Annotated in this window: 23 protein-coding genes; 14 read left to right on the top strand and 9 right to left on the bottom strand. The window is 70.4% G+C overall.

Annotation, left to right across the window (positions count from 1 at the left end):
- The first annotated feature begins 368 nt into the window (after positions 1–368).
- Complete coding sequence (locus Q5425_RS39870) at positions 369–1,787, top strand: M20/M25/M40 family metallo-hydrolase (protein WP_308677600.1); 1,419 nt, start codon at positions 369–371, stop codon at positions 1,785–1,787.
- A gap of 76 nt (positions 1,788–1,863) precedes the next feature.
- On the opposite strand, the gene Q5425_RS39865 is transcribed toward Q5425_RS39870, so the two are convergent.
- Positions 1,864–2,424 carry a helix-turn-helix domain-containing protein gene (locus Q5425_RS39865; protein WP_308677599.1) on the bottom strand — a complete coding sequence of 187 codons (561 nt, stop codon included), beginning with the start codon at positions 2,422–2,424 and terminating at the stop codon, positions 1,864–1,866.
- Between the two features lie 81 nt (positions 2,425–2,505).
- Between Q5425_RS39865 and Q5425_RS39860 the strand changes: the two genes are divergently transcribed.
- The 6 genes from Q5425_RS39860 (at position 2,506) to Q5425_RS39830 (ending at position 9,719) form a co-directional block, all read left to right on the top strand.
- Positions 2,506–3,543, top strand: a complete 1,038-nt coding sequence (locus Q5425_RS39860; RefSeq protein ID WP_308677598.1) for a hypothetical protein — start codon at positions 2,506–2,508, stop codon at positions 3,541–3,543.
- Positions 3,544–3,677: 134 nt separating this feature from the next.
- Positions 3,678–4,616: an ABC transporter substrate-binding protein gene (locus Q5425_RS39855; RefSeq protein ID WP_308677597.1), complete on the top strand. Its 939-nt coding sequence runs from the start codon at positions 3,678–3,680 to the stop codon at positions 4,614–4,616.
- Between the two features lie 23 nt (positions 4,617–4,639).
- Positions 4,640–5,572, top strand: coding sequence for an amino acid ABC transporter permease (locus Q5425_RS39850; RefSeq protein ID WP_308677596.1), 933 nt, complete (start codon positions 4,640–4,642; stop codon positions 5,570–5,572).
- On the top strand, positions 5,569–6,342 hold the full coding sequence (locus tag Q5425_RS39845; protein WP_308677595.1) for an amino acid ABC transporter ATP-binding protein: 774 nt from the start codon (positions 5,569–5,571) through the stop codon (positions 6,340–6,342). The genes Q5425_RS39850 and Q5425_RS39845 overlap by 4 nt, the downstream gene beginning before the upstream one ends.
- A gap of 85 nt (positions 6,343–6,427) precedes the next feature.
- Entirely contained in the window at positions 6,428–8,731 is a 2,304-nt protein-coding gene (locus Q5425_RS39840; protein ID WP_308677594.1) for an oxidoreductase, read from the top strand.
- Positions 8,732–9,248: 517 nt separating this feature from the next.
- Positions 9,249–9,719, top strand: coding sequence for an SRPBCC family protein (locus tag Q5425_RS39830; protein WP_308677593.1), 471 nt, complete (start codon positions 9,249–9,251; stop codon positions 9,717–9,719).
- Here Q5425_RS39830 and Q5425_RS39825 read toward each other — a convergent pair.
- Positions 9,709–10,284: a hypothetical protein gene (locus tag Q5425_RS39825; protein WP_308677592.1), complete on the bottom strand. Its 576-nt coding sequence runs from the start codon at positions 10,282–10,284 to the stop codon at positions 9,709–9,711. The genes Q5425_RS39830 and Q5425_RS39825 overlap by 11 nt on opposite strands.
- Positions 10,285–10,448: 164 nt before the next feature.
- On the opposite strand from Q5425_RS39825, the gene Q5425_RS39820 reads away from it, so the two are divergent.
- The 3 genes from Q5425_RS39820 to Q5425_RS39810 all read left to right on the top strand — a co-directional run bounded on the left by Q5425_RS39820 (position 10,449) and on the right by Q5425_RS39810 (position 14,944).
- Positions 10,449–12,266, top strand: a complete 1,818-nt coding sequence (locus Q5425_RS39820; protein ID WP_308677900.1) for an NHL domain-containing thioredoxin family protein — start codon at positions 10,449–10,451, stop codon at positions 12,264–12,266.
- A 1-nt stretch (position 12,267) separates the two neighbouring features.
- Complete coding sequence (locus Q5425_RS39815; RefSeq protein WP_013230909.1) at positions 12,268–12,600, top strand: co-chaperone GroES; 333 nt, start codon at positions 12,268–12,270, stop codon at positions 12,598–12,600.
- Positions 12,601–12,823: 223 nt separating this feature from the next.
- Entirely contained in the window at positions 12,824–14,944 is a 2,121-nt protein-coding gene (locus tag Q5425_RS39810; RefSeq protein ID WP_396135363.1) for a VanW family protein, read from the top strand.
- A gap of 4 nt (positions 14,945–14,948) precedes the next feature.
- Here the strand turns inward: Q5425_RS39810 and Q5425_RS39805 are convergent, their stop codons facing one another.
- Both Q5425_RS39805 and Q5425_RS39800 read right to left on the bottom strand, forming a co-directional pair.
- Positions 14,949–15,656: a leucine-rich repeat domain-containing protein gene (locus Q5425_RS39805; RefSeq protein WP_308677591.1), complete on the bottom strand. Its 708-nt coding sequence runs from the start codon at positions 15,654–15,656 to the stop codon at positions 14,949–14,951.
- Complete coding sequence (locus tag Q5425_RS39800; protein ID WP_308677590.1) at positions 15,653–16,495, bottom strand: helix-turn-helix transcriptional regulator; 843 nt, start codon at positions 16,493–16,495, stop codon at positions 15,653–15,655. Before Q5425_RS39800 ends, Q5425_RS39805 begins: the two co-directional genes overlap by 4 nt.
- A gap of 109 nt (positions 16,496–16,604) precedes the next feature.
- Here Q5425_RS39800 and Q5425_RS39795 point away from each other — a divergent pair, with 109 nt between their 5' ends.
- Positions 16,605–18,020: an MFS transporter gene (locus tag Q5425_RS39795; protein ID WP_308677589.1), complete on the top strand. Its 1,416-nt coding sequence runs from the start codon at positions 16,605–16,607 to the stop codon at positions 18,018–18,020.
- Between the two features lie 61 nt (positions 18,021–18,081).
- Here Q5425_RS39795 and Q5425_RS39790 read toward each other — a convergent pair whose 3' ends face one another.
- The 4 genes from Q5425_RS39790 to mug all read right to left on the bottom strand — a co-directional run bounded on the left by Q5425_RS39790 (position 18,082) and on the right by mug (position 22,100).
- On the bottom strand, positions 18,082–18,357 hold the full coding sequence (locus Q5425_RS39790; protein ID WP_308677588.1) for a GlsB/YeaQ/YmgE family stress response membrane protein: 276 nt from the start codon (positions 18,355–18,357) through the stop codon (positions 18,082–18,084).
- A gap of 134 nt (positions 18,358–18,491) precedes the next feature.
- The gene (locus Q5425_RS39785; protein ID WP_308677587.1) at positions 18,492–20,327 is read right to left on the bottom strand and encodes an acyl-CoA dehydrogenase; all 1,836 of its coding nucleotides are present in this window, start codon (positions 20,325–20,327) and stop codon (positions 18,492–18,494) included.
- Positions 20,328–20,486: 159 nt separating this feature from the next.
- A complete protein-coding gene (locus Q5425_RS39780; RefSeq protein WP_308677586.1) occupies positions 20,487–21,272 on the bottom strand; it encodes a response regulator transcription factor in 786 nt (261 codons plus the stop codon).
- Positions 21,273–21,539: 267 nt separating this feature from the next.
- On the bottom strand, positions 21,540–22,100 hold the full coding sequence (mug, locus tag Q5425_RS39775; protein ID WP_308677585.1) for a G/U mismatch-specific DNA glycosylase: 561 nt from the start codon (positions 22,098–22,100) through the stop codon (positions 21,540–21,542).
- Positions 22,101–22,216: 116 nt separating this feature from the next.
- Here mug and Q5425_RS39770 point away from each other — a divergent pair, with 116 nt between their 5' ends.
- A complete protein-coding gene (locus tag Q5425_RS39770; protein ID WP_308677584.1) occupies positions 22,217–22,393 on the top strand; it encodes a hypothetical protein in 177 nt (58 codons plus the stop codon).
- On the opposite strand, the gene Q5425_RS39765 is transcribed toward Q5425_RS39770, so the two are convergent.
- Positions 22,334–22,969, bottom strand: a complete 636-nt coding sequence (locus tag Q5425_RS39765) for a VanZ family protein (protein ID WP_308677583.1) — start codon at positions 22,967–22,969, stop codon at positions 22,334–22,336. The two genes, Q5425_RS39770 and Q5425_RS39765, sit on opposite strands and share 60 nt — an antisense overlap.
- Before the next feature lie 209 nt (positions 22,970–23,178).
- Here Q5425_RS39765 and Q5425_RS39760 point away from each other — a divergent pair, with 209 nt between their 5' ends.
- Both Q5425_RS39760 and Q5425_RS39755 read left to right on the top strand, forming a co-directional pair.
- Entirely contained in the window at positions 23,179–24,258 is a 1,080-nt protein-coding gene (locus Q5425_RS39760; protein ID WP_308677582.1) for a Gfo/Idh/MocA family oxidoreductase, read from the top strand.
- A 49-nt stretch (positions 24,259–24,307) separates the two neighbouring features.
- Entirely contained in the window at positions 24,308–25,087 is a 780-nt protein-coding gene (locus Q5425_RS39755; protein ID WP_308677581.1) for an alpha/beta fold hydrolase, read from the top strand.
- Positions 25,088–25,179: the final 92 nt, after the last annotated feature.

Genomic DNA, 25,179 nt, shown 5'->3' with positions numbered 1-25,179 from the left:
TGTACTCCTTGGTGTCGGTGCCTCTGGCGGCCGCTTGTGGCGACCACAGCGACTGCACCGGCGGGGACCAGCGCATCGGGTCCGAAGCGCTCGGTCACCGTCGGCGTTGACGGTTCACGCCGACATCCTGGCACGAAGGTCCACGCTTTGGTGAGTCACGGATGCTGATTTGTTGCTGAGAAAGGGCCCCTGAACAGGGCAAACGTTAGGAAGCCCGAGCATCGGACCTACGAGAGTAGGGAACCGGCCCCAGCGCTCACCAGGGTCGTGAGTGGTAAAGCGGGTTCTAACCCGCCTTACCACTCACGAGGCGTGAGGCGAGGTTGTGATGTGCCGCACGCTCGGACGTGCGTGGCACGATGGGCCACGTGGAGCAAAAATCCGTGCGTGAATCCGTTGTGACGTCGTGGACCGACGACGTCATCCCCAGTTTGTCCGGGCTGGTGGCGATCCCTGCCTTGTCCCCGGCCTTCGACGCCGAATGGGCCCAGAGCGGCCACCTCGCCGCCGCCGTCGAGCACGTCCGCGAGTGGATCGCCGGGCGTGACCTGCCCGGCGCGAAGCTGGAGGTCGTGCAGCTCGAAGACCGGACCCCGCTGTTGCTCGTCGACGTCCCGGCGACCCCGGGCGCGGCGGACAAGGGCACCGTCCTGATGTACGGCCACCTCGACAAGCAGCCCCCGGTCGGCGGCTGGTCCGAAGGCCTCGGCCCGTGGACCCCGGTGATCCGCGACGGCCGGCTGTACGGCCGCGGGTCCGTCGACGACGGCTACTCCGGCTACGCGGCGACGACGGCGATCGAAGCCGTGCACGCGGCCGGCGGTGAGCACGCCCGCATCGTGCTGCTCCTGGAGACCGGCGAGGAGTCCGGCAGCCCGGACCTGCCCGCCTACGTCGAGCACCTGGCCGACCGCATCGGCCACGTCTCGCTGGTGGTCTGCCTCGACGCCGGCGGCAGCGACTACGAGCGGTTGTGGCTGGTCACGAGCCTGCGCGGGATGCTGCACCTCGACGTCACGGTGCAGCTGCTGGGCGCGGCGCAGCACTCCGGCATCGCGAGCGGGGTCGTCGCGAGCTCGTTCCGCATCCTGCGGCACCTGATCGAACGCCTCGAGGACAGCGCGACCGGTGAACTGCTGCTGGACGAGCTCAAGGTCGACGTCCCGGCGAACCGGCTCTCGGAGCTCGAGGCCGTCTCGCAGGAGTTCCCCGAGGCGATGGCGAAGGCGTTCCCGCTGGTCGAAGGCGGCCGCGTGATCACGGAGGACGCGCTGGAGCTGATGCTCAACAACGCGTGGCGCCCGACGCTGTCGGTGATCGGCGCCGACGGCTTCCCGAAGCCCGCCGACGCCGGCAACGTCCTGCGCGAGAGCACGACGTTGACGCTGAGCTTCCGCCTCCCGCCGACGGCCGACGCCGAGAAGGCGCTCGAAGCCGTGAAGCGCGTCCTGACCACCGACGTCCCGTACGGCGCGAAGGTCACGCTCGGTGCGCCTCAGGCGGAGAGCGGCTGGAACGCGCCGGCCGAATCGCCGTGGCTGACGACGGCCCTGCGCACGGTCGGCGACGAGGTGTTCGGCCGCCCGCACCGCGCGACCGGCATGGGCGGCTCGATCCCGTTCATGGGGCTGCTCTCCCGGAAGTACCCGGAGGCGCAGTTCCTGGTGACGGGCGCGTGCGGCGCCGACTCGAACATCCACGTGCCGGACGAGTGGCTGCACCTGGAGTACGCGCAGCAGGTCACCGAGGCCGTCGCGCACATCCTGGACGCCCACGCCCGCGGCTAGCCCGCCACTTTCCCTACGAAAGTGACGCTCTGGGCAGCCTGAGCCGTCACTTTCGTAGGGAAAGTGACGCTTGGGGCTAGGCGCAGGCTTCGCGGAAGGTCGCGGCGGCCATCTCCAGGCACGCCGGGAAGTCCCGCTTTCCGGCCGAGTCGATCCACCGGTCGAACGCGTCGCCGAGGATGATCGCCGCGACCTGCGCTGCCGGTTTCGCCAGCTCGGGCGGTGTTCCCCGGTGTTCCAGGGCGTCCTGGATCGCGGCCGTGATCGCCGCGCCCTTGCTCCGCTCGCGTTCGCGGAGCTCGTCGCTCGAAGCGATCACGGCCCGGCGTTCCGGTGACGGGTCGACGAGCCGCGTGACCTGCGTGCCGACCTCGACGAGCGCGGCGAGGGCCGTGCGAAGCGGCGACTCCGCCTCTTCGGCGGCGAGGACGGCTTCGGCGACCGCGGGCGGCAGCTGCTCCGCGCCGGCGAAGAGGACTTCGCGCTTGTCGGGGAAGTAGCGGAAGTACGAGCGGCGCGTGATCCCGGCGCGCTCGGCGATCTGCGTGATCGTCACGGCGTCGTACCCGTGCTCGGCGAACAGCTCCAGCGCGGCTTTCCGCAGCCGGTCCGCGGTCCCGGGATCCCATCTGGCCACGCCCCACCCTAGCTGACGTCTCAGTGTGTCATCACGTGCTAGCCTCGGTGACGACACACTGAGACATCACTGGAGGCCGACATGGAGATCTGGGTCCTCGGAGCGCTTGGCCGCACCGGCCGGGGCATCACCGCCGAGCTGACGGCGAAGGGGCTGCCGGTCGTGCTGGTCGGGCGCCACCGAGAACGCCTGGAGGCGACCGGCGCGAAGTTCGTCGTCGCCGACGGCGTCGAGGCCATGGCGGCCGAGATCCGGCGGCAGCGGCCGGCGGTCGTCGTCAACACCATCGGCGAGTACGCCGCCACGGCCGCGACGATCGCGCGGGCGTGCCTGCCCGGTGGCCACTACGTGGACCTGGCCGCGGACCTGGTTGCCGTCCCGCGGCTGCTCGACCTGCACGAAGAAGCCCTCGCCGGCGGCAGCACCTTCGTGACCGGCGCCGGGTTCGGCGTCCTGGCCACGGAGGCCGTCGTCGCGAAGCTCTGTGAAGGACGCGAGACGCCGAGCCGGGTGCGCGTCGACGCGCTGGCGTCGGTCGCCGTCGAAGCAGGTGCCGTGGGGGTCGCACTGGCCGCCAGCATCGTCGACGTCCTGACCACCGGCGGCCGCCGCTACGAGGACGGCCGCCTGACCCCGGCCCGCCTCGGGGCCGAACCGCAGACGCACACCCTCCCGGACGGCGAGACCGCGAAGTCGGCGGGCGTGCCCTCGGGTGAGCTGGTGGCCGCTCAGCGGGCGAGTGGCGCGCCGTCGGTCACCGTCATGTCCGGGCTCGCGCCGACGTCACCCGCGGTCCGCGCGCTCCTGCCCCTGCTCGGCAGGGTGGTGTCGATTCCGCTCGTGCGCCGGTTCGCGGTCCGGCAGCTGGCCCGGGTGACGACGAAGGCCGCACCCCGCCCCCGCGCGCACTCCTGGGGCCACGCCGTCGTCACCTGGCCCGACGGAACGACGCGGGAAGGCTGGCTCCGCGCCGGCGAGGGCATGGACTTCACGACGGCGGTGGTGGCCGAGGTCGCGGCGCGGCTGGCCCGCGGCGAGGGCAAGCCGGGCGCGCACACCCCGGCATCGGCCCTCGGCGCGGACGTCGCCGAAGCGGCGGGTGGGACCTTCGTGCTCTAGGCCGGCCGGTCAGGCGGACCGAGACACTCGCGCACCGCTCTAAACCGCGCTGTAACTTCACGGTGCTGTGCTTTGGTATGGATGAGTGGCAATATGCGTGCTCTCAGAACCTGAGAACTACGAGGAGTGACGACGTGGCCCGAGGAACCCAGCTCAAGGCGATCGCCCTGCTGCCTGCGTTCGCCCTGGTCGGCTTGACCGTGGCGTGCGGAGCGGGAGGGAGCGGCGCGGGCGACGTGGGCCCCAGCAGCTCTGCTCCCGCACCGGGCACCGGATCGGGTGACGCGGGCACGGTTGCCAAGGACGACGCGCTGGCCGCCATGGTGCCCGCCGACGTCAAGGCCGACGGCAAGATCGCGGTCGGGCAGGACCAGAGCTACCCGCCGAACGAGTTCGTCGACAACGGCAAGCCCGCCGGCTTCGACGTCGACCTCGGCACGGCCATCGGCCAGGTGCTCGGCGTGCAGATGGACTTCCAGAACGCCGCGTTCGACGGCATCATCCCCGGCATCGGCGCCAAGAAGTACGAGCTGGCGATGTCGTCGTTCAGCATCAACGCCGAGCGGCTGCAGTCGGTCGACATGATCTCCTACTACAGCGCGGGCACCTCGCTGGCCGTGCTGAAGGGCAACCCCGACGGCCTGAAGGTCGACGACCTGTGCGGCAAGAAGGTCGCTGTGCAGAAGGGCACCACCCAGGTCGAGGACCTCGACAAGAAGAACGCCGCCTGCACCGGCGCGGGCAAGCCCGCCATCGAGATCACGCAGCTGCAGGCCCAGACCGACGTCAACCTCGCCCTCACCGCCAAGCGCGTGCAGGGCGAGCTGGCCGACTCCCCGGTCATCGACTACGCGGTCAAGCAGACCAGCGGCCAGCTCGAGTCGGTCGGCGCGCCATACGACACGGCGCCGTACGGCATCGTGCTGCCGAAGAACAGCGGTGACTTCGGCAAGGCCGTCCAGGGGGCGATCCAGAAGCTGATCGACAGCGGCGCGTACAAGAAGATCCTGGACAAGTGGGGTCTCAACGCGGCCGGCGCGGTCACCAAGTCGGAGATCAACCCGGCCTCCTGAGTCTGTCGAGTTAGGACGAGTTCGTGAGTTCCTCCGAAGCGCCTCCGGCCGAGGCGCCGATCGACGCCGAGTCCATCAAGGCCGTCCCGGTGCGCCACTACGGGCGCTGGGTGGCCGGCGTGATCATCCTGTTCGTCGCGTTCATCGTCGCGCGCAGCGTGATCACGAACGACGCTCTGCAGTGGCCGGTCGTCGGGGACTACCTCTTCGACGACCGGGTGCTGCGCGGCCTGCAGAACACCCTGATCCTGACCGTGATCTCGATGCTGATCGGGATCTTCGGCGGGATCCTGCTGGCCGTGATGCGCCTGTCGCCCAACCCGCTGACCTCCGGGGCGGCCGGCATCTACATCTGGCTGTTCCGCGGCACGCCGCTGATCACGCAGCTGGTGATCTGGAACTTCCTGGCGCTGGCCTACCCGCGCCTCGGCCTGGGCATCCCGTTCGGGCCGGAGTTCGTCAGCTGGGACACCAACCAGCTGATCACGCAGTTCACCGCGTCGCTGCTCGGCCTCGGGCTCAACGAAGCCGCATACATGGCGGAGATCGTGCGCGGTGGCATCCAGTCGGTCGATTCGGGCCAGCTGGAAGCGGCGAGCGCGCTCGGCATGAGCCGGACGAGGACCCTCCGGCGGATCGTGCTGCCCCAGGCGATGCGGGTGATCATCCCGCCGACCGGCAACGAGACCATCTCCATGCTGAAGACGACGTCGCTGGTCGTGGCCATCGGGTACTTCGAGCTGATGGTCGCGGTCCAGACCATCTACTCGCAGAACTACAAGACGGTCCCGCTGCTGATCACGGCGGCCGCCTGGTACCTGTTCATGACGTCGGTGCTGACGCTGATCCAGATCCAGATCGAGAAGCGCTTCGCGCGCGGCACCTCGCGAGACGTCGTCCAGCGGACCGGCTGGCGGTCGAGGGTGTTCGGCCGGGGCGGAGGGAACGTCACATGACCCCCGTGGTTTCCGCGCAGAAGATCCACAAGAGCTTCGGCAGCGTCGACGTCCTCAAGGGCATCGACCTCGAGGTGCGCGAGCGGGAGGTGCTCTGCCTGATCGGGCCGTCCGGCTCGGGCAAGTCGACGCTGCTGCGCTGCATCAACCACCTCGAGAAGATCGACGCCGGCCGGCTCTACGTCGACGGCGTGCTCGTCGGCTACCGGCAGCGCGGCGACAAGCTGCACGAGCTGCGCGAGAAGGAGGTCGCGTTCCAGCGCAAGGACATCGGCATGGTGTTCCAGCGCTTCAACCTCTTCCCGCACATGACGGCGCTCGAAAACATCATGGAGGCGCCGATCCAGGTCCGGCGCGAGCCGAAGGCCCAGGTGCGGCAGCGCGCGCTGGAGCTGCTGGAGCGCGTCGGCCTCGCGGACAAGGCGAAGAACTACCCGGCTCAGCTGTCCGGCGGGCAGCAGCAGCGCGTCGCGATCGCCCGGGCGCTGGCGATGCAGCCGAAGCTGATGCTGTTCGACGAGCCGACGTCCGCGCTGGACCCGGAGCTCGTCGGCGACGTCCTCGGCGTGATGAAGCAGCTCGCCAAGGACGGCATGACCATGGTCGTCGTCACGCACGAGATGCAGTTCGCGCGCGAGGTGGCGGACAAGGTCCTGTTCATGGACGGCGGCGTCGTCGTCGAAGAGGGGCCGCCCGAACAGATCATCGGGAACCCGCGCGAAGAGCGGACGAAGTCCTTCCTTGCCCGGGTGCTCAACCCCAACGCCTGAGGATCTTGCGGCGGAAACGGTGTTCGGCACCGTTTCCGCCGTTTCTTCGCTACCTTGATGGCGGGTGAGGGATGGGGAGGCCCGCATGTCGACCGAAAGTGCGCTGCCACCGTTGGACCCCTTCGCGGGCATCCCGGACCGCCGCTACGAGGTCAAGGCCTCCGAACTGCTGAAACCCGGCAACGCGGGCCTGATGCGCTGGCGGCGTCAGGCCACGAACGCCCCGATCGTCTACGTCGAGGACGCCTACATCACCGGGACGCTGGACCTGCGGGCGGCGGACCTGAAGTACCTGTTCCGGTTCGAGCGGTGCCGGTTCGAGCAGCCGCCGGACGTGCGCGAGGCGAACCTGCTCGGGCTCGTGTTCCGCAAGTGCTGGCTGCCCGGGCTCAAGGCCCGCAACATGCGCAGCCGCAACGACGTCCGGCTGATCCGCAGCGTCGTGCAGGTCGACGGGGACCGGCGGGAGATCGAAGAGACGACCGTCCAGCGCGGCGACGACCGCGAACGCGGGATGCCGAACGCCGCGGTCAACCTGACCGACGCGGTGATCGAGGGCTCGATGGTGCTGACCCGCACCGTCATCTCGCACCCGCACGGCAAGGCGATCCAGGCGGACCGGCTGGTCCTGAACGGCGCGTTGCTGGCCTACCGGATGGTCGCGAACGGCGAAGTCCGGCTCCCCGGCCTGCGGACCGGCGGTAACGTCAACTTTTCGGGCGCCACGCTGAACAACCCGGACGGCTTCGCGCTCAACGGCAACGGCCTGCACATCGGCGGCAGCCTGCTGTGCGAGGTCGACAACTACGGGCCGGCCAGCCAGCGCAAGCGGTTCTCCGCCACCGGGATCATGTACCTGCCGAGCGCGACGGTGGACAGCGACATCTCGCTGCGCGAAGCCAAGCTGACGGTGTCCCAGCACGGTCCGATCGCGATCGACGCGTGGAAGTCCAACGACCCGTACATCGACCCGCGGCCGGCGCTGGTCGCCGACCGGCTGCGCGTCGACGGCAACGTCGAGCTGTCGGACGGCCTGCAGGCGCTGGGCACGCTGCGCATGGTCAACGCCCGCATCGGCGGCTCGCTGCGCCTGGCCGGCGCCGAGATCCGGGTCGAGCGCGGCAAGTCGCAGCCGTACTACGACCGCGCACTGCACCTGGACGGCACCGAGATCGGCGGCGACATCGAGGCGACGAGCCTGCGCGTGCCGGCCGGCCAGCTGCGCCTGGCCGACGTCACGGTGGGCGGCAACTTCCTGGCCTGGAATTCGATGTTCCGCCACCCGGGCCGGGACGTGTTTTCCGCGCGCCGTTCGAAGATCGCGGGCAACTTCCAGCTCACCGACGCCACGATCCACGGCACGCTGCGCCTGCAGGGGGTGGACGTCGGCGGCAGCATCAACCTGGCGGGCACCCGCCTGACCGACCCGGGCCGCCGCGCGACCAGCAGTTACTCGCTGGACGTCCGCACCGGCCGGGTCGGCCGCGACCTGACGCTGCGCGACAACAACGGCCGCCCGTTCGTGGCCGAAGGAGGCGTCAACCTCGACGGCGCCCAGGTCGCCCGCCGCGTCGACCTGCGCGGTTCCCAGCTCGGCTCGCTCCCCCCGTTCGCGGTGGCCCTCGACGCGGGTGACGTCGCCTCGGACGAGTTCATCCTGACCCCGAGCGTCGCCCCGGTGGGCCGCATCGTGCTGCGCCGGGCGCACTGCGGAACGCTGAGCGACAACGAGGAGTTCTGGGCGGCTTCCGCGGGCATCGAGCTGGAGGACTTCCGCTACGACGCGCTCAAAAACGGCATCCCCCTCGCCGACGACAAGACCCTCGACCACCGCATCGAGCTGCTCCGCAAGGCCATGCGCGGCTACCGCCCGGGCCCGTACGACCAGCTCGCGCACATGCTCCGCGCGGCGGGGAACGAAGAGCACGCCTCGACGGTGGCGTTGCGCAAGCAGCAGTTCAGGTACGAGGCACTGGCCCGCGGCTTCAAGTTCTTCGGCCCCGGGGTGCGGCTGTGGAGCTGGCTGCAGAGATCGATGGTGGGCTACGGCTACCGCCCGGTCCGCGCACTCGGCTGGCTGCTCACGCTGCTGGTGCTGGGCAGCCTGTGGTTCGGCCTGGGTTCCGACGACTGCATCAACGACAAGTCCGGCCGCTTGGTGGCGAGCGGCCCGCGCTGTGTGGTGAACCAGCAGGACACGGGCCTGCAGTGGAACCCGGTGATCTACACGGCGGATCTGTTGGTGCCGATCGTGGACTTCGGCAACAAGTCACGGTGGTACATGCACGGCCCGGACAACTGGGTAGCGGCGGGTTTCACGGCGTCGGGCTGGATCTTGGCGACCACCGTGGCTGCTGGTGTGAGCCGCATGTTGCGCCGGGACAACTGAGCCCGGGGCCGGCCCGAAGGACCCCAACCAGCCCCCACCCTCTCCGGGGGGCGTCCCCAGGTCCAGTCTATCGGCGGGGTCCGACAAGCCCGGCCGAAACAGCGTTTCCGGCCGGAGCTGTCCACATCACTCGTCCGGCATCCACAAGTCGCAACGGAACAGAATTTCCTGCACCGCCGGGCGACCGCACCCGCTCGTCGCTCGAGACCAGGACCAACCCCGGGTCGGCAGGCTACGAGTCCGATTGGCCTCGCCGGCCAGGACGTCATCGAACCTCCAGCTCGCCGAGGCTTTGTCACCGACGCCGATCGGACGCAGAGTGTGGGGCAGCGAGCGGGCGGCGTCGGTGATGACGAACGCGACTCCCAGTCCAGTCTGTCGGCGGGTCCGACAAGCCCGGCCGAAACAGCGTTTCCGGCCGGAGCTGTCCACATCTCTCGTCCGGCACCCACAGGACCGGTTCCCAACCGGCGGTCGCTGGCATACCCTCGGTATGCCCCTCAGCGTGGAGGTTCTCTTGAACGCACCCAGCGCCACCGGCCGGATCGAGATCGATGCGGCTCCCGAAACCGTGTACGCCCTGGTCAGCGACCCCGGCCTGCTTGCTTCCCTCGCCGAGGAGTACGCCGGGCACCGGTGGGTCGGCCGTGCCTCCGGGCCCGCCGTCGGCGCCAAGTTCCGCGGTCGCAACCGGCGGGGGTTCCGGCGGTGGAGCACCCTGTCCACCATCACCGACGCCGAGCCCGGGCGGCGGTTCGGCTTCGAAGTCACCTCGGTGGCCGGGCTGCCCGTTGCGCGCTGGCAGTACGACTTCGAACCCGCCAGTGATGGCTGCGTCGTCGTCGAAAGCATGTGGGAGCGGCGGCCCGCCTGGTTCAAGGTGGCCTCCTTGACCGTCACCGGCGTCTGGGACCGGGAACAGGCCAACACCGCCAACATCGCCGCCACGCTGGCCCGGCTGAAGCGGGCGGCCGAGGCTAATCGATGAAGCGGGACCAGAACGGGATGTAGCGCGGGCCGTCCGGTGGGGCTGTGCTGATCCCGCCCGTCGCGAACTCGCGGTGCAGGTAATCACGCAGGTCGGAGCCGTAAACGATGATGTCCGTCTGGTACACCGACAGCACCGGGTAACCCATCGTGCCCGGCAGGCCGGGCAGGTACCGGTGCCCGCACACCGGCACCAGCTGCGGCACGTCGGCCAGGCGCCGCCGGGCTTCGCGGACCGCGTCCTCCGGGCCGACCGGGCGGGTGCCCCAGTCGGGGAGCCAGAAGCCGTTGTGCTCGACGTCGTACAGCACGCCGTCGACCGGCCAGGCCAAACGTTTGCGCAGCTGCTCCGCGTTGCCGCAGCGCCAGTCGGGCCAGCGGTCGCCGATCGGGACGCCGGCGGACAGGAACGTCCGGTGGTCCGCGGCGAAGCGGAAGCCGAACCGGCGCTCGACGTCGTCGAGTTCGGTTTCGCTCAGCCCGGGACGCACGGGTTCCCGGAGGTTCTCCTGCAGGTGCCGCGCCTCCTCCGGAGTGAGGGCGCCGGCCGGCTGGACGGGGGTCATGACCCGAGCCTAAGCGGCGGCTCACCCGCCCGCGCGTCCTTTTTCGCGCTGACCTGGGGACCCACTACCGGGTGAGTTTGTTCTCTCATCGGGCGGACCGCGGAACAGAGCGTGAACGCCTGTAGTTCACTCATCCCGTGACTTCTCCACGACCGCAGAGCCGCGTGCGCGCCCCCGAGCTGCGCGGCGACGTCTGGCTGAACACCGGCGGCCGCCCGCTCACCCTCGCCGAGCTGCGTGGCCGCGTCGTGCTGCTGGACTTCTGGACCAGCGGCTGCATCAACTGCCTCCACGTGCTCGACGAGCTACGCCCGCTGGAGGCCGAGTTCGCGGACGTGCTGGTCACGGTCGGTGTTCACTCGCCGAAGTTCCTGCACGAGGGCGAGCGCGCCTCGATCGAAGCCGCGGTCCGGCGCTACGACGTGCACCACCCGGTGGTCAACGACCCCAAGATGGAGCTGTGGTCGCAGTACGCGGTCCGCGCCTGGCCGACGCTGGTGGTCGTCGACCCCGAGGGGTACGTCGTGCACGTTGCGGCGGGCGAAGGACACGAAGAGGCGCTTCGCCGCGTTATCGCGGACCTGGTGACGAAGCACGAAGCGAAGGGGACGCTCCGCCGCGGCGGCAGTCCGTACGTGCCGGTCGAGGAGCAGCCCGGCGAGCTGCGCTTCCCGAGCAAGGCCGTCGCCACCGCCGAGGGACGTGTCCTGGTCGCTGACACCGGGCATCACGCGATCGTCGAGTTCGCTTCGGACGGTGAGACCGTCATCCGCCGCTTCGGCAGCGGTGCCCGCGGCGGTCAGGACGGGCCGTTCGACGTCGCGACCTTCACCGAGCCGTCGGGCATCGCGCTCCTGCCGTACGACATCGCCGAGAGCGTCGGCTACCACGCCGTCGTCGCCGACACCGCCGGGCACCGGCTGCGCGGCCTCGACCTGATCACCGGCGAGGTGACGACGGTCGCCGGCACCGGCGCGCAGTGGCGCAGCGGGCCGGACTCCGGCAAGGGCGTCGACGTCGACCTCACGAGCCCGTGGGACGTCGCCTGGTGGGGGCCGGCCGGCGGGGTCGTCGTCGCCATGGCGGGCAACCACACGCTGAGCGTGTTCGACCCGGTCGGCGGCACGATCCGCCGGTTCGCCGGGACGACCGTCGAAGGCCTTCGCGACGGCGATGTCGGCGAAGCGTTCTTCGCGCAGACGTCCGGCTTGGCCGTGGACGGCGACAAGCTGTGGCTCGTCGACGCGGAGACGTCGGCGCTGCGCTGGATCGAGCCCGACGGCGAGTCGTTCACCGCGCACACCGCGATCGGCATCGACCTCTTTTCCTTCGGCCACACCGACGGCCCGGCCGACCAGGCGCTGCTCCAGCACCCGCTGGGCCTCGCCGTGCTGCCGGGCAACAAGATCGCGATCGCCGACACCTACAACGGCGCGGTCCGCCGCTTCGACATCTTCACCCGCCAGGTGACGACGATCGCGACCGGGCTCGCCGAACCCCAGGGCCTGCTGCTGCACGACGGCGAGCTGGTGGTCGTCGAGTCGGCGGGCAACCGGATCGGCTCGCTGCCCGCGGCCGAGCCGACGGTCGTCACCGGCGATGCGCACGCTGTACGCAGGCCGCCGACAGTGCTCGCACCAGGCGAGATCGACTTTTCGGTGGTGTTCACCGCACCGCCCGGCGAGAAGCTGGACGACCGCTTCGGCCCGTCGACCCGGCTCGAGATCAGCGCGTCGCCGCCGTCGCTGCTGGCCGAAGGCGGCGGGACGGGTACGGATTTGAATCGAAAGATCCGCCTCGCGCCGGGTGTCACCGAGGGCGTGCTGCAGGTCGTCGCGCAGGCCGCGAGCTGCGATGACGGCGGCGAGCACCCGGCGTGCCGGATCACCCGGCAGGACTGGGGCGTCCCGGTGCGCATCGAGGACGGCGGGGTGCGCGAATTGAGCCTGGTCATGGCCGGTGCGCCCCGGACCGGCGGGTAACATGCAGGCCGTGTCCGACGGTCCGAAACTCGAAATCCAGATGCTGCACGACCGGGTCCTCGTGCGGCTGTCGCCGGAAGAGGGCGAGCGCCGCAGCAGCGGCGGCATCGTGATCCCCGCAACGGCGCAGGTCGCGCGCCGCCTCGCCTGGGGTGATGTACTGGGCGTAGGCAATAGTGTGCGAAACGTCAAGACGGGCGATCGCGTGCTCTTCAACCCGGAAGATCAGCTCGAGGTCGAGATCCAGGGCGAGGGGCACCTGGTGATGCGCGAACGCGACATCCACGCGGTGGCGACCGAGCGGACCGAGCACGGGACGGGGCTCTACCTGTAGGTCGGGTCCCGCGAAAGGCAGGCGCGTGGCAGACGAAGAGGTACGCGAGGGCGCCGACGTGCGCGAACTCGAACTCGAGACGGCGACCGAGCGCACCGCGGTGGCTGCCGAGCGGCCCGCGAGTGGGGAGACGCCTGCCGCTGTCGCCGATTCGTCCGCGGCCGAGCCGCTCGCTGGGGCCGATGGCGGTGCGGCCGGGGCGCCTGAGCCGCCTGCCCAGCCGATCAACGCTGCGGTGCCCGAGTGGTCTTCAGTCGCCGAGGTGCCGGCCGCTGTGGGCGGGGCGCCTGAGCCGCCTGCCGAACCGATCAACGCTGCGGTGGCCGAACGGCCTGCCGCCGCCCGGGCGCCTGCGCTGCTCGCCGAACCCGCGAGCGCCGTGCCGGAGTCGCCGATCGCCGGGTCGCTCGAGGAGCCGATCAACGCTGCGGTGCCCGAGTGGCCCACGGCCGCCGAGGTGCCGACCGCCACAGCCGAGTCGCCTGAGGCCGCGACCGAAGTCGTGCCCGCCTGGCCCCCCGTCGTCCCGCCCCCTGATGGTGCCACCGCCACCACCGATCTCTTCTCCGATGACCTTCTCGGCGAGCTCCTCGAAACCCCCGCCCCGCCCCCGGCGCCGGAGACGCCTGCCCGGAAGCTGCGCAAGGGTGTCGCCCGGACCATGATGGCCGTTGGGCTCGCTCTCGGGCTCTTCGTCATCCTCTACGCCGTCGACCTGCTCGTCAGCGCCGGTGATGTGCCGCGGGGGGTGACCGTGGCCGGTATCGATGTCGGGGGGCTCAGCCATGCCGAGGCCGAAGCCAAGCTGCGGCGGGAACTCGAGCCGCGGCTGATTCGGCCCGTTGTTGTGCACGGTGGGGATGTGCAGGCCGAACTCCTTCCCTCCCAGTCCGGGCTCGGCCTCGACTGGCCGAACACCTTGGGGCTCGCCGGGCACCAGCCGCTCAGTCCGATCACGCGGATCATGTCCTTCTTCACCAGCCGCGAGGTCGGGGTCGCTACGCGCACCGACCAGAACCGGATCGTCCAGGCCGTGCAGGAGCTCGCCGCGGGCAAGCTGAACCACCCCGCCATCGAAGGCTCGGTCGGGTTCACGCCCGTCCCGGGCAGCGACGGCGGGGTCACCGCCTACCCGATCCTGCCGCGGCAGGGCCAGCAGCTGACCGATCCGGCCGGCGCCGCGCACACCGTCACCGACCACTGGCTCGATCCCGGCGGGGTCAAGCTGGCCATGGTGATCACGCCGGTGCGGGCGACCGCCGCCGGGGTGCAGGCCGCTTACCGGCAGATCGTCGTGCCCGCCGTGGCGAAGCCGGTCGTCGTGCACGGTGAGGGCAAGGTCGTTCCGCTCAAGCCCGTGGCGATCGCGGGCTCGTTCCAGTTCGCGGCCGTCGAGGGCGGGGCCGTCGAGGTCCGCATCGACCAGGGCAAGCTGCAGGCCGCCCTCAAGGACGAGCTCCTGAGCACCGAGACCGACGGCAAGGACGCGCAGATCGTCTTCACCAGCGAACAGCCGGTGGTCGAACCCTCCGAAGACGCCCGCAAGGTCGATTGGGAGAAGACCTTCCTCCCCCTGATCGACGTGCTGAAGAAGACCGACGGGCGGGATCTCCCCGTCGTCTACACCGCGTCGGCACCCAGCGTGACCACCGACGCCGCCAACGCGCTCGGCATCAAGGAGGTCATCGGCGAGTTCACCACCGACGGCCTGACCGGCCCGGCCTCGACGAACAACCAGACGCTCGCCGCCCGTGTGTCCGGCGCGATCGTCAAGCCCGGCGAGACGTTCAGCCTCGGTGGCCGCTCCGGCCCCCGCACCGCGGACGCCGGCTACGTGCCCGCCCCGGTCAACGAGGACGGCACCGGCGCCGAAGTGGTCGGCGGCGGTGTCTCCCAGCTGGCGTCCACTTTGTACAACGCCGCCTACCTCGCCGGCCTGGCCGACGCCGGTCACCTGGAGCACGACCACTACCTCGACCGCTACCCCGTCGGCCGCGACGCCAAGGCCGTCAACCCCGACGGCAGCCCGGTCGAGCTCAAGCTGACCAACGACGCGGCGACCGGCATCGCCATCCAGGCCACGGTCTTCGGCGACGCGGTGACGGTCCGGATCTGGGGCACCCGGCACTTCCGCGTCGAGGGCCAGACCGGGGCGCAGACGCCCGGCGACCCGCCGCCGATCCAGTTCGGCTCCGGCGGGGCCGGCTCGTGCCGTCCCTCGATCGGTTCGTCCGGCTTCAGCGTCACCGACACGCGCGTGCTCTACGACCTCGCGAGCGGCACCGAGCTCCGGCGGACGTCGCACACGGCGACCTACGGTCCGCGTCCGACCGTTCTCTGTTGAGTTGTCAGCGAAGGACCATGCACCCCGCCTCCTCGAAGTCGCGCAGCCACGCCGGCTCCCGGAGCTGCTTGTTCCACCGCAGATCCAGCTTGTCCAATTTGGACAGGCGGGCGAGCGACGCGGGCAACGTCGTCAACGAGTTCTCCCGCAGGTCCAGCTGACGCAGCTCACTCAGCGAGCCGATCGACGACGGCAGCGCGGTGAGCCGGTTGCCGCGCAGGTGCAGCTCCCGCAACGCACTCAGAGCGCCGATCGACTCGGGCAGCGCCGTCAGCTCGTTGCGGTAGAGCCGGAGTTCGCGCAGCGCCGCGAACCCCGAGAGGTCCGACGGCAGCGAAGCGAGCCGGTTGTCCGTGCACCCCAGATAACGCAGCTTGCCCAGCCGGCACCAGGCAGCCGGGAACTTCGTCAGCCGGTTGTCGCTGATGTACAGGTACTCGGTGAGCCCGGACAGCTCGCCCAGCTCGTCCGGCAGTGAGTCGAACCGGTTGTGCGCCAGGTCGAGCGTGTGCAGCGACGTCAGCGCCGAGATGCCCGGCGGCAGCGAAGAAATCCGGTTCGCTGCGAGGTTAAGCACCTGCAGCCCGGTCGACGACCACAGCGCCCCGGGCACCTCCGAGATCGAGTTCTTGTACAGGTCGAGCCGCGTGACGCCGTCCGGCAGCGAAGGCACCGACGTCAGCCCTCGATCGCTCAGATCGAGTGACGTCATGGCCCCTCCAGGCGAGTCCGGGGCAGCAACGCCCACGTCGACGGGTCGTCCGGAGTGGACACCTGGATCCGCAGGCCCGGCGCCTCCGAGACCGCCAGTTCGGTCAGCCGGAAGTTCAGCCGCCCGGCCCGCGGGTGCTGGAACTCCCGCACCCGCGGCCGCGGCTCCGCCACCTCCTGCCGCGCCCACAGCTCGGCGAACTCCGGGCACAACGCCGACAGACGCCGGATGTCCTCTTCCCAGGCCGGGTCGCCGACGTGCCTGCCGTACTCGGCGCGCATCCGCGCGACCATGTGCGGCACCTCGTCGTCGTAGTTCAGCAGGAACTCCCGCGCGTTCGGCTCGGTGACACAGCACCACAGCAGGTTCTTGTGCAGGCACGGCAGGCTGTGCCACTCCCAGAACAGCTCGTTCTGCGCCGCGTTCGACTCCAGCACGTCGAACCGGCCGTTGACGACCGTGGCGGGCAGCGGATCAAGCGCGCGCAGCACCTCGCGCACCGCGTCCGGCACCACTTCGACCGACGACGGCAGCCGGGATGGCGTCAGCTCCGCCAGCCGGTACAGGTGCTCCCGCTCGGTGTGGTCCATCCGCAGCGTGCGCGCCACCGCATCGAGCACCTGCGCACTCGCGTTGATCGGCCGACCCTGCTCCAGCCACGTGTACCAGGTGACGCCGACGCCGGCGAGCAGCGCGACCTCCTCCCGCCGCAACCCGCTCGTGCGACGGCGCACGCCGGGCGGCAGCCCGACCTCTTCGGGGCCGATCCGCGCCCGGCACGCCTTGAGGAACTGGCCGAGTTCCTCCCGGCGGCTCGTGTGGACCTGCGTTGACGTCATGCCGACATGGTGCCGGAGGGGTACGACAATTTCGGGGAAACGGGTGCTCCCGGTACCAGCATCCCCAGGCTCTCTCCGCCCGGAACCGAAGAGTCCCAAGGTCAGAGGCATGACACTGACCACCTCTGCCACGGCCACCCCGGACCGGGCCGCCCGGCCGGACCGGCGGCCGTGGTTCATGCTGGCCGTCCTGCTGCTCGGCCAGTTCATGGCGCTGCTCGACGTCACCGTCGTGAACGTCGCCATGACCGACATCCGCACCGACCTGCACGCGTCCGGCGCCGCGCTGCAGCTCGTCGTTTCCGGCTACACCGTGGGCTACGCGATGTTGCTGATCACCGGCGCCCGGCTCGGCGAGCTGTTCGGGCGGCGACGGCTGTTCGTGACCGGCGTCGTCGCCTTCACCGTCTGTTCGCTGCTGTGCGGGCTGGCGCCCGGCGCCGGTGTGCTGATCGTCGCGCGGATCGCCCAGGGCGCCGGGGCGGCGTTGATGATGCCGCAGGTCATCAGCGTCATCCAGGCGCAGTTCAGCGGGCCCGCGCGGGCCAAGGCGCTCAGCGCGTACACCGCGGTGATCTCCGTCGCGTTCGTCTCCGGCCAGGTGCTCGGCGGGGTGCTCGTCGGCGCGGACCTCTTCGGCGCGGGCTGGCGGCCGATCTTCCTGGTGAACGTGCCGATCGGGGTGCTCGTCGCCGCGCTAGCACTGCGGCTGGTGCCCGGCGGCGCGGCGAAAGCGGGCCGCCGTCTCGACGTCGCCGGCCTCGCGCTCGCCGTGCCCGCGGTGGTGCTCGTCGTGCTGCCGCTCGTCCTCGGGCACGAGACCGGCTGGCCGGTGTGGACGTTCGGCTCGCTCGCGGCGGGTGCGCTGCTGGCGGCGCTGTTCGTGGTCGTGGAACGCCGGGTGCGCGACCCGCTCGTCAACCTCGGCGTGCTCAAGATCCGCGGTGTCGCACCGGGACTCGCCGCGCTGGCCACCGGGGTCGCTTCCTACGGCGGTTTCCTGTTCTGCGTGGCGTTGCACCTGCAGGGGGGCCTCGGCGAGACGGCGCTGGCCGCCGGGCTCACCATGGCGCCGGGCGGGGTGGTTTTCGGCGTGTGCGGGTTCTTCTGGCACAAGCTGCCCGAACGCGTCCACGCGGCACTGACACCGTGCGGCTACGCGGGGTCGGCGGTCGCGTACACGTTGCTCGGCCTGAGCCTGAAGGACGGCGGAACCGGCGGCGTGCTCTTCTTCGCCGCGCTGTTGCTCTTCGGCCTCTCCATGGGCCTGGCGTTCGGTTCCCTGATGGCGCACGCGCTGACCCACGTCCCGCTCGAAAGCGCGGCGGACGCCAGCGGCCTGCTCACGACGACGTTGCAGCTGGGGCAGGTCGTGGGCGTGGCGACGTTCGGGAGCCTCTTCCTGACCCTCGCCGTCGGTTCGTCCGCGCACGCCATCACCACGACGATGATCTGCGCGGCGGCGTTGCTGGTGGTGGGCGTCGGGTTCGCCGTCGCGCTGGCGCGCGCGTCGGCCCGGCGGTAGGCACGGAAAAGCCCGGCCGGTTCACCCGAGGGTGAACCGGCCGGGCCGTCAGCCGAAAGCGTTACCTGGTTACCCCGCGACGACCGTAGGCCGCCGCGGCGATGCTGACGCCGAGCGCGGCGAGCACGACCTGGGTGAGGATCTCCAGCCAGTCGATACCGTTCGTGTCGGCGTAGCCCAGACCCCGCGCGATGGCCGTGCCGATGAACGCGGCGATGATACCGATCAGGATGGTCAGCCAGATCGGGATGTTCTGCTTGCCGGGAGCGACCAGCCGGCCCAAAACGCCGATGATCAACCCGACGATGATGGCACTGATGATGCCGGCGACAGTCATCGCTTCTCCTCTCGGTGCGGGTCCGGCCACTCGGATCCCGCGAACTCGAAGACGGAATTCCCCGGCGATCGCGGGCCGAAACGCCGAAGGACCCCTTCCCTGTCAGGAAGGGGTCCTTCGGCCGAACACATTGATCAGAACGCGGCTTCGTCCAGCTCCATGAGCGCGTTGTCGGCGGCCTCCACGATGGCGCGGCGGGCGGTCAGCTCCGGCAGCACCTGCTTCGCGAAGAACGAGGCCGAGGCGATCTTGCCCTCGTAGAACGGGACGTCCTTGGCGGACGCGCCCGCGTCGAGCTTGCCGATGGCGACCTCGGCGTGCTTGAGCAGCTGCCAGCCGATGAGCAGGTCGCCGACCGACATCAGCAGGCGGACCGTGTGCTGGCCGACCTTGTTGATGCTCTGCGGGTCCTCCTGGGACGCGGTCAGGTAGCCGATCAGCGAGCCGAGCATGCCCTGGGTGTCCTCGAGGGCCTGCTTGAGCAGCGCGCGCTCGTTCTTGAGCCGGCCGTTGCCCGCCTCGGACTCGATGAACTTGGTGATCTCCCCGGCGACGAAGGCCAGCGACTGGCCCTTGTCGCGGACGATCTTCCGGAAGAAGAAGTCCAGCGACTGGATCGCCGTGGTGCCCTCGTACAGCGAGTCGATCTTGGCGTCGCGGATGTACTGCTCGATCGGGTAGTCCTGCAGGAAGCCGGACCCGCCCAGCGTCTGCAGCGACTGCACGAGCTGCTCGGTGGCGCGCTCGGAGCCGACCCCCTTGACGATCGGCAGCAGCAGGTCGTTGACGCCGTGCGCGAGCTTGAGGTCGCCCTCGCCGGTCCACAGCTGGTCCTGGAAGGACGCCGTGTAGAGGTACACCGCGCGGAGGCCCTCGGCGTACGCCTTCTGGAGCATCAGCGAGCGGCGGACGTCCGGGTGGTGCGTGATGGTGACGCGCGGGGCGGCCTTGTTCAGCATGTTCGGCAGGTCGGCGCCCTGGACGCGCTCCTTGGCGTACTCGAGCGCGTTGAGGTAACCCGTCGACAGCGTCGCGATGGCCTTCGTGCCGACCATCATCCGGGCGTACTCGATGACCTGGAACATCTGCGCGATGCCGTCGTGCACCTCGCCGAGCAGCCAGCCCTTGGCCGGGGTGCCGTGCTGGCCGAAGGTCAGCTCGCACGTCGTCGAGGCCTTGATGCCCATCTTGTGCTCGACGTTGGTGACGAAGGCGCCGTTGCGCTCGCCCAGCTCACCGGTTTGTGAGTCGAAGTGGAACTTCGGCACGAGGAACAGCGACAGGCCCTTGGTGCCCGGCCGGGTCTCGATGCCGGGGCCCTCGGGACGGGCGAGCACCAGGTGCATGATGTTTTCGCTCATGTCGTGCTCGGCCGAGGTGATGAACCGCTTCACGCCGTCGATGTGCCAGGAGCCGTCCTCCTGCTTGGTGGCCTTGGTGCGGCCCGCGCCGACGTCGGAGCCGGCGTCCGGCTCGGTCAGCACCATCGTGGCGCCCCAGGCCCGGTCGATCATGAGCTGGGCCCAGTGCTTCTGCTCTTCGGTGCCGTTCTTGTTCACGATCATCGCGAAGTTCGGGCCCGCCAGGTACATGAACAGCGGGGCGTTCGCGCCGAGGATGAGCTCGGACGCCGCCCACTGCACGGTCGGCGGGAGACCGAAGCCGCCGAGGTCGTTGGTCAGGCCGAGGCGCCACCACTCGCCGTCGAGGAGCTGCTTGTAGCTCTTCTTGAACGACTCGGGGATCTTGACGCTGAACGTCTTCGGGTCGTACACGGGCGGGTTGCGGTCGGCGTCGGCGAAGGACTCGGCGAGCGGCCCGGTCGCGAGCTTGTTCAGCTCGGACAGCACCCCGCGCGCGGTCTCTTCGTCGGATTCGGCGAGCACACCCTTGCCCAGGCGCTCCTGCACGCCGAGTACCTCGAAGAGGTTGAACTCCAGGTCTCGGACGTTGCTCTTGTAGTGGCCCATGTCGTCACTCCAATGTGTTCGGCTCCCCGGCCGGGCACACGTTCGCCTTACTCGCCGGTAACTTCAGGATATTACCTGCGGGTAACTGGAGCAAGCAGATCCGCACTTCCGAGTATCGGAAATCCCCCCGATTGTGGGGTTCTTCCTGGGGAACGGAGGTCAGCGGTGCTCCGGGATCGCCGTTGTGTCCGCCGTCACCGGGACGTACCCGTCTTCGGGCCGGGCGACGAGGATCCCGCCGCGGAAGGCGATCGTCACGGCGTGTGTCCGGTCCCGGGCGGAGAGCTTGCGCAGGATGCTCTTGACGTGGGTCCGGACCGTCTCGACGGACAGGAACAGCAGTTTCGCGATCGCCGAGTTTTCGAGCCCTTCGGCGACCAGCTGGAGCACCTGGTATTCGCGCCTGGACAGCGGCATCGCGCCGCGTGGCGCCGGCGGGCTGTCGTGCGCGAGGTCGCCCTTCGGCGCGCTCGCGCGCTTCGGCCGGGCGGTCAGGGCGGCCAGTGCCGGGTCGATGTACCGGCGTTCGGTGTGGGCCCGCCGGATCGCTTCGGCAAGTCGTCGTGAATCGATCGATCGCGGCACGATGGCGTGCGCGCCCGCGGCGATCGCGGCCGCCAGGTACTGCTGGGTGCGATTCGCGTCACGGATCAGGGTGACCAGGATCAGCGCCGGGTCGCCGGCGTTGAGCAGCTTCGTCAGGTGACAGTTCGGGTCGAGCGCCGAGTCGAGGACGACGACGTCCGGCTTGACCTGCTCGCACAGCTGCAGGGCGGCGTGGTGGCTGGCCGCCTGCCCGGCCCAGTGCAGCCCCTGGTTGCGGTGGACGAGCGCCGCGAGGCCGTCGCGGAAGATCGGGACGGGGTCGACGACCGCCACGCCCAGGCTGCGCCCACCGGGGCCGGCCGGCCCAGTGGGCCTGCGGGTGGGCTCGATGCCGTGCATCGCGGGCCTCCGTCTCTGCGCCGTCGCTCCTGGGGTGCCGGACGTCTCCGGCACCGTCCGGTCCCCCTGCCGGGTCCGGCCGGAAGCGACTTCTCCTGCTTGGTACGAGTCGCGATTGCGCAGCTCATGACGGCAACTCCCCCTCATGGCCCAATCCGCCGGTCACAGCAAACTTTCGGTAGAAGTGGATCTTGACGAGATGGCTCGTCGGGGCGGGAAGGGGCCCGATGGGGCAGTTGGCGCTACTGAGGGTGGCCCGCAGCTCGTTCAACGATTTCGACAGTCGCCGGATGCGGTCCGCAGCTCGGCGAACTCGACCGCCAGCCCGGCCGGCGTCCAGTGCGCGTTGAGCCCGCTCGGGTTCGGCAGCACCCACACGCGGGTGTCCCCGATCCGGTGGTCCTGCCGCCCGACGCGCGCCTTCGGGAACCCGAACGCGGTCCGGTACGCCGTGATGCCGACGACGGCGAGCCACCGCGGCCGGTACTTGAGCACCTTCGCGACCAGCAGTTTCCCGCCTTCGCGCAGCTCGTCGCCGGTCAGTTCGTCGGCGCGGGCGGTGGTTCGGGCGACGACGTTCGTGACGCCGAGCTTGAGGTCGAGCAGCTTGTCCTGCTCGCTGGGCGAGTACCGCCGCGGGGTGAAGCCGCCGTTGTGGAGCGCGGGCCAGAAGCGGTTGCCGGGGCGGGCGAAGTGCTGACCGAGCGCGCCGGAGTAGAGGCCGGGGTTGATGCCGCAGAAGAGGACGTCGAGACCGGGCGCGATGACGTCGGGGATGGTGGCGTTTTGGGCCGCGGCCAGCTGGTCCTTCGTGGGTCGGGTGCTCACCCGTCCAGTTTCCGGTCAACCCCGGACCGGCGCCCGGTAGCCGGGGGTAGCGAATCCGGCACGGACCTGCGTAACCTGTGTGATCTCCCGCACAGCGCCGTACCGAGGAGGATTTTGTGCAGCTTCCGATCGTCCTCGGGCTGGTTGCGCTGGTCTTGGCCGTCGCCGTGCTCGTCGTCGTCCTCGAGGACAGGCGGGCCGCCAAGCGGGCGGCGCTGCAGCGGAAAGCCCGGTTAGCGCGTCTCGGCGAAGTGGACCCGCTCGCGCCGGGCCGGCTGCACGCCGACCGTTGAAGGACGGCTGCGGAGCAGGGTCAGCAGCAGGGCGCCGAACACCCAGCCGACGCCGGCGCCGAACGTGTTGTTCATGAGGTCGTCGACGTCGAAGATGCGGTAGACGTACGGCGCCGTGCCGAAGTTCGCGGTGAGCTGCGTGATCTCGATGAGCAGTGACGCCGTGAAGCCGATCAGCGCCGTGCCGGTCAGGCCCCGGCACCACAGGATCCGCGCGAACACCCCGAGCGGGACGAACAGCAGGACGTTCAAGCACGCCTGCTGGAACGTCTGCGTCATGAACCAGGACCCGCCGTGCTTGAGCAGCTCGGTGTGGATGTCGGCGATCCACTGGAACGGGTGCAGCTGCACGGTCTGGCTGAGCCGGCGGGTGCCGGGGCCCGGCAGCGGCAGGAAGACGACCGCGAGGGTCATGCAGCCGTAGAGCAGCACCGCCGCGGTGGTGGCGAGGCCGCGCAGCCGCAGGCCGCCGTGCCGGGCGAGCTGGGTGATCAGCTGCGGGACGAGCACCACGACCCACAGCGCGAGAAACCCGGTGAAACCGTCCTGCAGGGCCGTGAGCTGTGCGTTCGTCATGCCGTCGACGTTATGGATCTTGGCCCCGGGGCCGCTTCGGTCGAAGAGTCCGGCGGTCCGGGGCCCGCATCGGCCACTTGACCGATCCGGGGACGGCCGATTGGTGATCGAAGTCATGCGGACGTAACCGGATGCGGCTTGCGCCGATACGGGAATGAGCACGACGCTCGGCACGTCGGGGTGTTGTGCAGGCAACGAAGGGAACGCTCATGGCACCGGTCCGGGTGGGCATCGTCGGGCTCAGCGCGAACGGCGGCTGGGCCGCCACCGCGCACGTGCCCGCGCTGGCCGCGGTGGACGGCTACGAACTCCGCGCGCTCGCCGGGAGCAGCGCCGAGTCGGCGCGGGTCGCCGGCGAGAAGTACGGCGTGCCGCTGACCTTCGGCGACGCCGGTGAGCTCGCCCGGCACCCGGAGGTCGACCTCGTGGTGGTCGCCGTGAAGGTGCCCGAGCACCGGGCGCTGATCGAGCCCGCGCTGGCCGCCGGCAAGCAGGTGCTGAGCGAGTGGCCGCTGGGCGTGAGCCTGGCCGAAACCGAAGCGCTGGCCGAAGCGGCCCGGGAAAAGGCGACCGCGGTGGGCCTGCAGGGCCGGTCGGCGCCGGCGTTGCGCTACCTGCGCGACCTCATCAAGGACGGCTACGTCGGCCGCGTGCTGTCGACGTCGCTCATCGCGTCCGGCGGGAACTGGGGGCCGAGCGTGCGGGCCGGCCGGGACTACCAGCTGCGGCCCGAGGGCGGCGCGACCATGCTGACCATCCCGTTCGCGCACACCGTCGACACCCTGGCCATGGTCCTCGGCGGCTTCGCGGAGTTCTCGGCGACGATGGCGACCGTCCGGCCGCGGGTGCGCGACGAGGTCACCGGCGACTCCGTCGAGATGACCGCGCCGGACCAGATCGCCGTCACCGGGGTGCTGACCGGGGGTGCCGTCGCGTCGCTGCACGTGCGCGGCGGGACGTCGCCGGCGACGAACTTCCACTGGGAGATCAACGGCACCGAGGGCACGCTGGTCGTCGAGGCCGCGGACCCGCTGTTCTGGATCGCGAAGCTGACGCTGCGCGGCAGCCGGACCGGCACGCTGGAAAAGCTCACCGTGCCGGCGCGGTACGAGCTGCCGCAGCTGGCCGGGCGCAGTGCCGAGCCGTCCTACAACGTTGCGCACGCGTACGCCCGGCACCTCAAGGGTGACCTGCCCGACTTCGCGCACGCCCTGCGCGTGCACCGGGTGCTCGACGCCGTCCAGCGCTCGGCCGACAGCGGCAGCCGGGTCCGTCCGGACGCAGAGTAACTGTTACCGACGGTTGTAGGTTCTGCCGTTCGCCCCTTACGCTCGGGCCATGGACGACGTTGTCTACGACCGCGCGGGCACGGGCGAACCGCTGGTGCTGATCCACGGCATCGGGCACCGCCGCCAGGCGTGGGCGCCGGTGTTGCCGCTGCTCACCGCCCATCGTGACGTCATCGCCGTTGATCTGCCCGGCTTCGGCGAGTCGCCCGAGCCGTCCGGCGGGTACGGCATCGAGCCCGCGCTGGTGATGTTCAAGGAGCTCTTCACCGACCTCGGACTCGGCCGGCCGCACGTCGCCGGCAACTCGCTCGGCGGTCTGCTGTCGCTGGCCCTCGGGCAGGCCGGGCTGGTCCGCAGCGTCACGGCGTTGTCGCCGGCCGGGCTGTGGACCCGGACCCAGAAGGCCTACGCGATCGCCACGCTCCGGGCCCACCGCGCGCTCGCCCAGCGCACGCCGCCGCACGTGGTGCGCCGCATCGCCGCGACGGCGTCCGGGCGGCGCGCCCTGACCGGGATGATCGTCGGACGGCCCGAGCGGCTGACGCCCGACGACGTCGTCGAGGACGCCCGCGCGCTCGCCACCGCACCGGGCTTCGAGCCGACCGCCGCGCAGTCCCGCGGTGACTTCCGCTTCACGGGCCCGGTCACCGACGTCCCGGTGACCGTCGCCTGGGCGGAGCGCGACCGGATCCTGGCCCGCCCGCGCGTCGCCGACCTGCGGAAAGTCGCACCGCACGGGATCTTCCGGCTGCTGCCGGGCTGCGGGCACGTGCCGATGAACGACGACCCGGAACTCGTCGCGCGGGTGCTGCTCGACGGAAGCCGTTAGGTGACATTCGCTTTACGTCCGTCTTTTGCCCCTGGCAACGGCCTCCTCCGGGAGGCAGAATCCTCCGCCGTGCGCCCGTTCGGGGACCCTGG

The sequence above is a fragment of the Amycolatopsis sp. A133 genome (assembly GCF_031082405.1).
Taxonomy (GTDB): Bacteria; Actinomycetota; Actinomycetes; order Mycobacteriales; family Pseudonocardiaceae; genus Amycolatopsis.
The sequence above is the reverse complement of the archived record's forward strand: the minus strand, read 5'-3'. Positions and strand labels throughout refer to the sequence as shown.